Origin of the sequence: Oliverpabstia sp. (assembly GCF_022785585.1) — a bacterium.
Lineage (GTDB): Bacteria > Bacillota > Clostridia > Lachnospirales > Lachnospiraceae > Oliverpabstia > Oliverpabstia intestinalis.
The window spans coordinates 1-11,255 of the sequence record NZ_JALFPR010000024.1; the positions used below are offsets into that span (position 1 = coordinate 1).

Sequence of the window (11,255 nt, forward strand, 5' to 3'; positions counted from 1 at the left end):
CTGGAGAAAGCGGTCAGTATGCTGGAATATTATGATCCGTTTGAGGAAGAATTCGATGCATCGGAGTCTGACTGGGATCTGTGGGACGAAGAGGAAGCACAGGATCCGGACAATGAAGAAACGGACGAGGAGGAGTTATGGAAAAAGGAAGGGGATGATCATTCGTGGACCAGCTGACAGCATACCGGATCTTACAACTGATGCCGGGAAGCACAAGAAGAGAAATTCGGGAAGCGTATGCACGACTGGCGAAGGAATATCACCCGGAAGAACATCCGAAGGAATTTAACCAGATTCAGGAAGCCTATCAGCTTCTGACCGACCGGGGGGAAAACTGGTCATCAGATGCGGTGGATGACTGGTTTTCAGACGGAGAAAAGACGGAATCTGAATGGGAATCAGAAGAAATGTGTGAATCTGATACACGGTGGAAAGAGGAAGAGGAACAGGAAGAAAGCGAAGAGTCGGAAGAAGCGTTTGACGAGGATTTTGAAGAGAGTGATGCAACAGAAGAATCCTGGAAAAGGACAGAAAAAGACGCAGAAGATCTACAGGAAAATGAGAAGTCGGAGGCTCAGCAGAAAAAAGAAACTCTTGAACAGGAGAGAAAAAATACAGAGGCATATCAGGATATCAGTCACTGGGAATTCCGGTTTGATGCGTTTGAAGAAGCGGAGCGCCGGGAACAGTGGAAACGGGAAGCGGAAACACAGCGAAGAAAAATGGACTGGCAGAGAGAACAGGAAAAATTGCAGGAGCAGACCCGCCGGGCAATCCGGGATTCGCTGTATGAACTGGAACTGATCCTTGAAGATAGAAGGCGAAGAAATCGGACGGAACTGTATAAACCGTTCTTCTTCCGTAGAGAAAACAAGGCAGTGATGCTGCAGGAAGCATATGTCAGCGGACTGATTGATCTTCTGGAAAAATATCCGGTGAAGAGGAAAGTGTACCTGACGCTGCAAAAGATTTATTCCGGATCCGGTGCAGAGTCAGCGAAGGTGCTGATTCGTTATCTGGAACAGAAGAATAAAAAAGAGAATCCAAATGTATGGGGTGCGGCGGCATTTGCTGCGATTGGAATCGGTCAGTTACAGGGAATCTGTGGAGAAGAGTGGAAGTCCTCTTTTTCGACTATGCTTATGCTGATCGTTGTGATTCTGGGACTGGGAATATTATACGCAGGTCTTCGAACACATTACAGCGTGGGAATTTCTCAGATCTGGATTGCCGGGATCCTGTTCTGGCTGTCGTTTCTGGGATTGATTACGACCATATCCGACAATTTGTTTTGGGATGCAGACACCGGAATTTTTCTTGTGGTAATGGTTTGGTTCGAATCTATCATCTGGATGGTGATTCTTGGAATCAGGGCGATTGTGCTGAAGATAAAGAACCGGCGATAACAGGTTATAAAAAACAGAAAGAAAGGAAAATAAAAGTATGAGATTAGAGATGCATGCACATGACTGTGAAGTCAGCCCGTGTGCGGTGATTAAAGCAAAGGAACTGGTAGACGGATATAAAGAGGCCGGATATGACGGAATCGTGATCACCAATCATTTTGACAAGGGGATCATGCACCTGTGGGGTGAGACGACAGAGGAGCATTATCAGACTTATCTTCGCGGGTATGAGCTGGCAAAAGAAGAGGGAGAACGTGTAGGTCTGAGGGTGATCCTCGGTATGGAGATCCGTCTGGAATGCGGACCGGAGGATTATCTGGTATACGGCGTGACAAAGGATTTTATCCGGGAGCATATGGACATTTGTGGCTGCAGTCTGCAGGAATTATATGAGATCTGTGAGGAAAATGGATGTGTCCTGATACAGGCTCACCCTTTCCGGGAATACTGTCAGATACAGAATCCGAAGTATCTGCATGGTGTGGAGAGAAACTTTAATTCCGGACATGACAACCATAATGAAAAACTGGACGCATGGCTGAAGGAACCGGGAAGAGAGCACCTGATCATAACCCGGGGAAGCGACTGCCATGAGATTCCTCAGGTGGGACTGGTAGATTTTGTGATAGATGAGGATGTGCGGGATAGTAGGGAGCTGGCAGAGGTTTTGAGAAAACTGGCATAGAAGAGAAAAAACTTCGGTTTCTGCATATATGAGCAATGGGCAAAATAAACGTAACTGTGTGTAATGAACAGTTACAAAATAATAAAAAAAGAGGAAAGCATACATGCATTTTGATACACATGTATGCTTTTTTTGTAACTTGTATATACTAAAGAAAGCAAAGATTATCGTAAAAAAGCATATAAAACACATGAAAAAATAGTTAAATCGCACAAAAAAATGACAAAAATGACAAAATAACCACTGTGGTCGCGTGACCACATATAGCGACATGGACAACAAGACGATGGTAAAATAAAATAAATACATCAAAAGTACTAGTGCGGATGTAAAAAACCAACTCTTGTTATATAAAGTGCACAAAAAGACAAGGAGTGGAAGAGATATGGGCAAGAAACCAGTTACAAGAAAAGACATTGCGGAATTATGTGAGGTTTCTATATCGGTAGTATCAAGAGCATTAAATAATAGCGGATATGTGGAGGAAAGTAAGCGAAAAAAAATCATAGCAACAGCAGAAAGGTTAGGTTATGTTCCTCAACCGGTAGCCATGAGCTTACAGGAACGGAGAACAAAACAGATTTTGTATTACTGTAAAGATCTGAGCAACGGATATTATATTGATATGTACAGAGGAATGTGTCAGGCAGCAAACGAAAGAGGATATCTGGTAACCGTAAATGGTGTGATGTCATTTGAATGCATCAAGGATACCATGGTGGATGGAATTATAATGCCGAATGAAAATATGACAAGCTACTATATGAAAAAAGTTGGAAAAAATTATTATCTGCCGATAGTAAGTGCATCTTTTTGTAATGTAGCAGACATCCCGAAGTCGGTACCGCTGGTGGAAGTGGATATGTACAAGGCGATGGAAATTGCTTTGAACTATCTAAACAACATGGGTCACAAAATCATAGCCTATGGATTTCCATATGATATGAATGACCCCAATTCTCGATATCTGGCATATAAAAATTATATCAAGAAGGTAATCGGAAATAGTCGATGGGAAAAATACGTATTGGCGATTCATAAAAATGAAATGAAAAATGATCCCAGAATCGCCCCATTTTCTGAGGATTTACCGGGACATAGTATGTATCAGGAAGAAGATTTCTTTGGAAAAGGAAAGGTTGCAGCACAGATTTTTATGGAACGAAAGCTGGATGCGACTGCAGTCATTTGTTTTAATGATGAATTTGCAATTGGAATGATAAGAGGATTTCAGGAACTTGGAGTCAAAGTACCGGATCAGATTTCTGTGATGGGAATAGACGGAACAGGGATCAGGAAGTATCTTTCCCCTACCCTTACCACAATTAATATGTTTCCGCAAAAACAGGGACAAGAATGTGCCAATATTCTGATTGACATGATTGAGAAAACTAATAGAAGATATATGGTGCATATTAAACCTAAATTGCAGCTGGGAGAAAGTGTAAAGAATCTACGTGTTTAGAGAACGCAGGAGGTCAGTGTATGAAGAAAAGAAATATGATTAAGAAAGGTTTAGCATGTGTTATGGCAGCAACCATGACGATTGGACTTGCAGCTTGTGGAGGATCCAACGGAGGTGGCGATGATGTTTCAGAGGCAGATTTTTCAGATCCGGAAAGCATCAAAGGTACAATTACAGTAGGCGGATGGCCGTCTGGAGATGATGGATTTGAAGCAGCTATGGAAGGATTCCATAAAGTATATCCAAATATTGAAGTAGAAATGCAGTTTACAGATACAACAGCACATCATCAGGCTTTGCAGACAGCTCTTTCAGCAGGAGATGGTGCTCCGGATGTTGCCATGGTTGAAGGTGCTCATGTGGCTGAGTATCGTGAATCCTCAGCGTTAACAAACCTGCTGGAGGAGCCATATAATGCAGGAGAACTGGAAAAAGATTTTGTGAAATTCAAGTGGGATCAGTGTAAATCAGCAGATGGAAGCGCTGTTCGGCTGATTCCGTGGGATGTAGGACCATGTACATATTTCTATCGTACTGATATTTTCGAGGAATGTGGACTTCCGACAGATCCGGATGAGGTTGCTGAACTGATGAGCACATGGGACGGCGTACTGGAAGTAGCAAGAAAAGTAAATATTCCTGGAAAACGCTGGCTGTTACCGGATGCTTCTTATCTGTATTTTGAACTGTTTTGTAACAGAGATTATTATGATGAAGACCTGAATCTTCAGATTGAAAGAGATGGTGACCTGGATTGCCTGAACGCAGTCATCAAGATGCGTGAAGAAGGTCTGGATATGAACGTTGATATGTGGAGTACAGAAGCAACTGCAGCATACGGAGATGGAAGTCTGGTATCTGTGTGCACTGGTGGATGGTTCGGTGGATTCCTGAAAACCGATTATGCTCCGGATGCATCCGGCAAATGGGGTGTTGCTAAAATGCCTGGTGGAGTAAAGGCTTCCAACTGGGGTGGATCTTTCCTGGTAATTCCGGAACAGAGCAAAAACAAAGCAGCAGCATGGGCATTTGTTAAATATATGTTGGCAACCAAAGAAGGACAGAACGATATCTTCCAGGCCGTAGATTACTTCCCGGCATACACACCGGCATATGAAGATACAGAAATCTATGATGCAACAGATGACTACTTCAGTGGTCAGCAGCCGAAAAAACTGTGGGCAGAACTGGCCAAGGAACTGAAGCCTGTAAATACAACTATGATGGACACTACAGCTGAAGGATGTATCTATAGCTCTGTAAATGCCGGCCTGGAGCAGGGTCTGGATGCAGAAGGTATCCGTGACCTGGTAAAATCAGATATTGAAAAAGCGACAGCAGAGGTAAAAGAACAGCAGATTCAGACCTTGAAGGATGCAGGTGTTTGGGACAAATAAGTGAATCAGTACAATTAAAGATTTCATATCGGCCGCTGTATCGGAACCGTCCGGTCGGCGGCTGATTTTGAATAGAGATACTGATGAACGGAAGGAGGATCACTTTTGAACACAACAAAGAAAAAAGGGTTTGTTTATACGTTAAAAAAGAATAAAGTGGCATATGCATACGTCGCACCGTTTTATATTTTATTCGCTATCTTCGGTCTGTTTCCTATTGTAGCCGGATTTGGTCTGAGCTTTTTCAGATGGGATGGCATCGGTCCGATGCATTTTAATGGTGTTACAAATTATATTAATTTGTTTAAAGACAGTCTGTTCTGGAAAGCTTTATCAAACACACTGTTAATCGGTATTCTGGCACATATTCCGATCCTGCTTGGAGGTCTTGCACTGGCTTATATCCTGAACTCCAAACTGGTAGAAGGTGAAAACATCTTTAAGACCATTTACTTCATGCCTATGGTAACCAGTTCTGTTGCTATTTCTATTATTTTCCAGAATTTGTTTGGAAATAACTATGGTATCATCAACTGGTTTTTAAGTTTGTTTGGACAGAAAGCTATCAACTGGCTTGGCGGAGACGGAAGTCTGATCAAAGTTGCCGTAATCGTGATGTTTGCATGGAAATGGGTAGGATGGAACATGGTTATCTATCTGGCCGGTATGCAGGGTATCAGTGGTGATATCTATGAAGCAGCCAAGATCGACGGTGCTTCCGACACAAGAGTTATGTTCAGCATTGTTATCCCGCTGTTAAAACCAATCATCGTATTTACAATCGTACAGTCCAGTATCGGTATGTTCAACCTGTTCACAGAACCGTTCATCCTGACAAACTCCAGCTGGACCGGTGGCGTAAATAATGGTGGTTTGACATTGATGATGTATCTGTTAAATAAAGCACCACAGGGTGGTAACTCTTATGGATATGCATCTGCATGTGCATATGTAATCACAATTATGATCGTAATTATCTCTGTATTCGTTAATAAATTTTCAGAGGAGAAAGATGAGGGAAGGAGGAAATACGGTAAATGAAAACACTTTTAATTGGAATCTTAATAATAGCCGTTGTTTTAGCAGTAATTTCCAAAATCCATCCGATAGGAAAGAAAGTTTCCCTGTATATTGTACTTGGATTTATTGCATTGATCATGTTGATTCCGTTCTACATGATGTTCGTTATGGCAACACATACAACCAGTGAAATTTATTCTTTTCCTCCTGCAATGTGGTTCGGAACGAATATAGTAACTAACCTGAAAAATATGATTCAGGCAGTAAACTTCCCGCTGTCCTTCCTGAATAGCTGTATTGTGACTTTTGGAAATGTTATCCTGGTATTATTTTTCTGTTCTATCGGAGGATATGCTTTCGCAGTATATCAGTTTCCGGGAAGAAAAGTTCTCTTTGCAGTACTGCTGGGAACTATGATGGTTCCGTGGACAGCAGGTATTATTCCATGGTTTATCATGATGTCAAAACTTGGCTGGCTGAATAGCTTCCAGGCGTTGATCATCCCGAGTTGTGCCAATGCGTTTGGCATTTTCTGGATGAGGCAGTATTGTCAGAATAATGTACCGGTATCATTGGTAGAAGCAGCGCGAATCGACGGATGTAGTGAGTGGACAATCTTTTTCCGTGTTATTGCTCCGATCCTGAAACCTGCTTATGCTTCTCTGGGTATTATGCAGTTCGTAAACGTATGGAATGACTTCATGCAGCCTCTGATGATCCTGAGAAGACCGGAAAAAATGACTCTGCCGCTGATGCTGAAGACCATGGTTGGTGACCGTGGTACCGACTACGGCGCACTGATGTTTGCAAGTACATGTGCGGTTCTGCCGCTGTTGATCGCATTCTTAAGTGCATCCAAGTTCTTCATGTCAGGTCTGACATCCGGCGCAGTAAAAGAATAATAACTAGACATAATGTATTGATAAAAAGTGAGGTAATCTTATGGAAATTGTAAATGGCGAAAGACTGGTATTGGGGACCTGTTATTACCCGGAACACTGGGACGAAAGTCTCTGGCGTGACGACCTGAAAAGAATGCTGGAAAACGGCATCGAAGTAATCCGAATCGCAGAATTTGCATGGAGCAAGATCGAGCGGTACGAAGGTGTATTCAACTATGATTTCTTTGACAGATTTCTGGATGTAGCTGCTGATATGGGTATGAAAGTGATCTTTTGTACCCCGACAGCTACGCCGCCGGCCTGGCTGACCGAGAAATATCCGGAAGTTCTGAATGCAAACATGGACGGTGTTCTGTACCGTCATGGCGGAAGAAGACATTACAACTACAACTCTCCGAAATACCAGGAACTGACCAGAATTATTGTGGAAAAATCTGCATCTCATTATGCAAAACATCCGGCAATCATTGGATGGCAGATCGACAACGAGATCAACTGTGAGAAAAATGAGTTCTATTCTGAGAGTGATACCATCGCTTTCCGCAAATTTCTGATGGAAAAATACGGAAGCATTGATGCACTGAACGAAGCATGGGGAACCAACTTCTGGAATCAGACATACAACAGCTTTGAGGAAGTGTATGTGCCAAGAACCACTCTGAGCAACAACACCAACCCTCATGAAGTATTGGATTATACCAGATTCGTATCTGACAGCGCATGCAAATTCGCAAAACTGCAGAGCGATATCATCCGCAAATACATCAAACCGGGTGATTTTATCACCACCAACGGTCTGTTCGGCAACCTGGACAACCAGAGAATGACAAACGAGAGTCTGGATTTCATCACATATGATTCTTATCCGAACTTTGCTTATTGTCTGGATGCGTACAACAAGGATAACTTCCTGAAAGACCGTATGTGGAGCCGTAACCTGTCTGAGGTTCGTGCGGTATCCAAAAACTTCGGTATCATGGAACAGCAGTCCGGAGCCAACGGATGGAATACCGGTATGGCAGCTCCGACTCCGAAGCCGGGACAGATGACCCTGTGGACCATGCAGAGTGTGGCACATGGTGCAGACTATGTCAGCTATTTCCGCTGGAGAACCTGTACTTACGGTACTGAGATTTACTGGCATGGTATCCTGGATTATTCCGGAAGAGACAACCGCAGACTGGCAGAAGTTAAATCGGTTCATGAGAAATTCCAGAAACTGTCTGAGCTTGCAGGCTCCAAGTATGAAGCAAAAGTTGGTTTCCTGAAAGACTATGACAACACATGGGACAGCCAGCTGGATGTATGGCATGAAAAAGTAGAGTGGAAGAGCCAGCTTGGCATCTTCGAAGCTGCACAGAGAACCCATACACCGATGGATTATATCTATCTGCGCGACGATATAACCGCAGAAGACCTGAAACCATATAGCGTACTGTTCTACCCGCATCCGGTACTGATCTCAGAGGAGAGAAAAGCCGTACTGGAAGAGTATGTAAAGAATGGCGGCTGCCTGGTTCTGGGCTGCAGAAGCGGATACAAAGATATGTACGGCCGTTGTGTCATGGACAAACTGCCGGGCAAATTTGCCGAGATGAGCGGTGTGGATATTCCGGAATACACACTGGTATCCCCGGACAACAAAGATATCGTGATCGACTGGGATGGCACGAAGCTGGAAGCTGCTGTATTTAACGATCAGCTGGCAGCAGTGGGTGAACATGCAGAAGTTCTTGGAAGATACGAGAACTGCTATTATGCAGGAGAACCTGGACTGATTAAGAATACTTACGGAGAAGGAACCGTATATTACTTCGGCGCAGCATTCTCAGAAGAAACAGCAGAAGTATTTCTGGAGAAACTGGGTGTGAAAGATCCATACAAAGCAAAACTGGAGATCCCGGAAACCTGCGAACTGGCTGTAAGAAAGAAAGACGATACCGAGTATTGCTTCGTTCTGAACTACAAAGACGCAGAAGCCGAGATCCAGGTCAAAGAAGAGATGACGGATCTGTATACAGGTGAAAAAGTGAGCGGTACGGTTGTGCTGAAACCGTTTGAGGTAAGAGTACTGAAATAAGGGTGTGAAAAGAGGCGGTGGAAAGAAAATCCATCGCCTCTTGAAAAATAAGATAGACAAAAAATCAGCAGGTGTTAATATAACTGCAAAGCATACTATTTCCATTCATTGAGGAATTCAATTATCATTTCTAAAAACATATCTTGATTCCATATTCGGAGAAGTCTCAATGCTTTTATATATTTCCAGAAGATAACAAATACACCGATTACAATATCAGAAGAAGAGGAAGAAATTGATATGTGTCAGGCAGTAGATGAAATGATCGAAGACGGAAGAAAAATTTGTAGAAGAGATGGAAAAAGTGGATAAAAGGTCATGAAAGATATTCCTGTTATGGCGAAAAAGTTGTACACTAAGTTATAAGAGAAACTGTATAAATGCAGTAGTTGGTGGGAGGTGGAACTATGGAGTTTCAGGCAAAATGGATCCGGACTTCGAAAGATACCGGTGGGGTGTGTCCGGTTTTTCGAAAGGGATGGAAGACGGAAAAGAAGGTAGAACGTGCGACTTTATATCTGACGGCGCTGGGAGTGTATGAGGCACATCTGAATGGAAAAAGAGTTGGAAATTATGTGCTGGCACCGGGGTGGACGGCTTATGATAAAAGATTGCAGTACCAGGAATATGACATTACAGATCTGGTGGGAGAGGAAAATGAACTTACCGTAACACTTGGGAAAGGGTGGTTTCGCTCCCCGATGCCCGGATGGCAGGACACACCTGACAAACTGCAAAGAATGGGTCGTCCGGGAGGCATTCTTGGAGAAATCCATATTGTATACATGGATGGAAGCGAAGAAGTAATCGTAACGGATCAGAGCTGGATATGGGGAGAAAGCAGGATTCGTTTCAGTGAGATTTACGACGGGGAGTTCTGTGATGACACTTTTGTGACGAAAGAGTGGAATACAGTAAAAGAATTCGCATGGTCAAAAGAGATTCTGATTCCGCAGGAAGGGGAAGAGATCCGGGAGCAGGAAGTGGTGACAGCAAAATCTGTTTTCCGCACACCGGCAGGAGAAATGGTCGTTGATTTCGGGCAGGAAATCACCGGATATGTGGAGTTTACCGTGGACGCTCATGCAGGTGACAGGATCCATATCCTTCATGGAGAAGTTCTGGATGCAGAAGGAAATTTCTACAATGCAAATTACAGAAGTGCAAAAGCGGAGATAAATTATATCTGCAACGAGGGAACACAGACCTGGCATCCTGCGCTGACGTTCTTTGGTTTCCGATACCTTTTGCTGGACGAATTTCCGGGAGAAGCAACGCCGGAACAGTTCCGGGGAATCGCAGTATATTCCAACATCCGAAAAACCGGTGAAATCCGGACTTCGGATCCGGCTCTGAATCAGCTGATCTCCAATATCTTCTGGGGACAAAGAGGCAACTTCCTGGATGTGCCGACAGACTGCCCGCAGCGTGACGAACGGCTTGGCTGGACCGGGGATGCACAGGTATTTACTAAAACTGCAAGCTATAATTTTGATGTGGAGCGGTTCTTTACAAAATGGCTTCACGATCTGGCAGCGGATCAGATGGAGAACGGTGCAGTAGGTCATGTAGTTCCGGACTATCTGGTTGGCGGAAATGCCAGTGCCGCCTGGGCAGATGCGGCGACGATCTGTCCGTGGCAGATCTATCAGACGTATGGCAATCCGCAGATCTTAAAAGATCAGTTTGCCAGTATGAAAAAATGGGTGGATTATGTGACAAGTCACACAACCACCCCATATCTGTGGACAGGTGGAGAACACTTCGGTGACTGGCTCGGTCTGGATGCGCCGCAGGGAAGCTATAAGGGATCAAGCAGAGAAGATTTTATTGCGTCTGCATTTTATGCACATTCGACAGAACTTGTAATAAAGGCAGGACGTGTGATCGGGGAAGATGTGAAGGCGTACGAGGCACTTCATGAAAAAATCGTGGAGACTTTCAGAAACACATATCCGGAGTACGGGACACAGACGGAACATATTCTGGCGGTTCAGTTTGGACTGGCAGAAGACTGTCAGAAAACAGCGGATGCATTGGCACAGATGATTCGAAACGATGGCTGCCAGATGCGTACCGGATTCGTCGGAACGCCGTATATCCTGCATGTACTGAGTAATTACGGATATACGGATCTTGCCTATACGCTGTTATGCAGGAAAGAATATCCGTCCTGGCTGTATGCGGTGGGGAAAGGCGCAACAACGATCTGGGAACATTGGGACGGCATCATGGAAAACGGAGAGTTCTGGAGTACTGATATGAATTCATTTAACCACTACGCATACGGATCCGTGGCA

Annotated in this window: 8 protein-coding genes; all 8 read left to right on the plus strand. The window is 43.9% G+C overall.

What is annotated here, in order from left to right:
- Window positions 1–164 precede the first annotated feature (164 nt).
- Window positions 165–1,406 carry a J domain-containing protein gene (locus tag MSA64_RS01095; protein ID WP_287890186.1) on the plus strand — a complete coding sequence of 414 codons (1,242 nt, stop codon included), beginning with the start codon at window positions 165–167 and terminating at the stop codon, window positions 1,404–1,406.
- Window positions 1,407–1,443: 37 nt separating this feature from the next.
- On the plus strand, window positions 1,444–2,091 hold the full coding sequence (locus MSA64_RS01100) for a PHP domain-containing protein (RefSeq protein ID WP_287890187.1): 648 nt from the start codon (window positions 1,444–1,446) through the stop codon (window positions 2,089–2,091).
- Between the two features lie 385 nt (window positions 2,092–2,476).
- Window positions 2,477–3,556 (plus strand): LacI family DNA-binding transcriptional regulator, encoded by a 1,080-nt coding sequence (locus tag MSA64_RS01105; protein ID WP_287890188.1) that lies wholly within the window; start codon window positions 2,477–2,479, stop codon window positions 3,554–3,556.
- Between the two features lie 20 nt (window positions 3,557–3,576).
- Window positions 3,577–4,953 (plus strand): ABC transporter substrate-binding protein, encoded by a 1,377-nt coding sequence (locus MSA64_RS01110; RefSeq protein ID WP_154431076.1) that lies wholly within the window; start codon window positions 3,577–3,579, stop codon window positions 4,951–4,953.
- 105 nt (window positions 4,954–5,058) lie between these two features.
- Entirely contained in the window at window positions 5,059–5,994 is a 936-nt protein-coding gene (locus MSA64_RS01115) for a carbohydrate ABC transporter permease (protein WP_117523182.1), read from the plus strand.
- Entirely contained in the window at window positions 5,991–6,875 is an 885-nt protein-coding gene (locus MSA64_RS01120) for a carbohydrate ABC transporter permease (protein ID WP_117523180.1), read from the plus strand. The genes MSA64_RS01115 and MSA64_RS01120 overlap by 4 nt, the downstream gene beginning before the upstream one ends.
- 40 nt (window positions 6,876–6,915) lie before the next feature.
- Entirely contained in the window at window positions 6,916–8,955 is a 2,040-nt protein-coding gene (locus tag MSA64_RS01125; protein ID WP_287890189.1) for a beta-galactosidase, read from the plus strand.
- 407 nt (window positions 8,956–9,362) lie between these two features.
- Window positions 9,363–11,255: family 78 glycoside hydrolase catalytic domain (locus MSA64_RS01130; protein WP_287890190.1), on the plus strand; the 1,893-nt coding region annotated here is incomplete at its 3' end.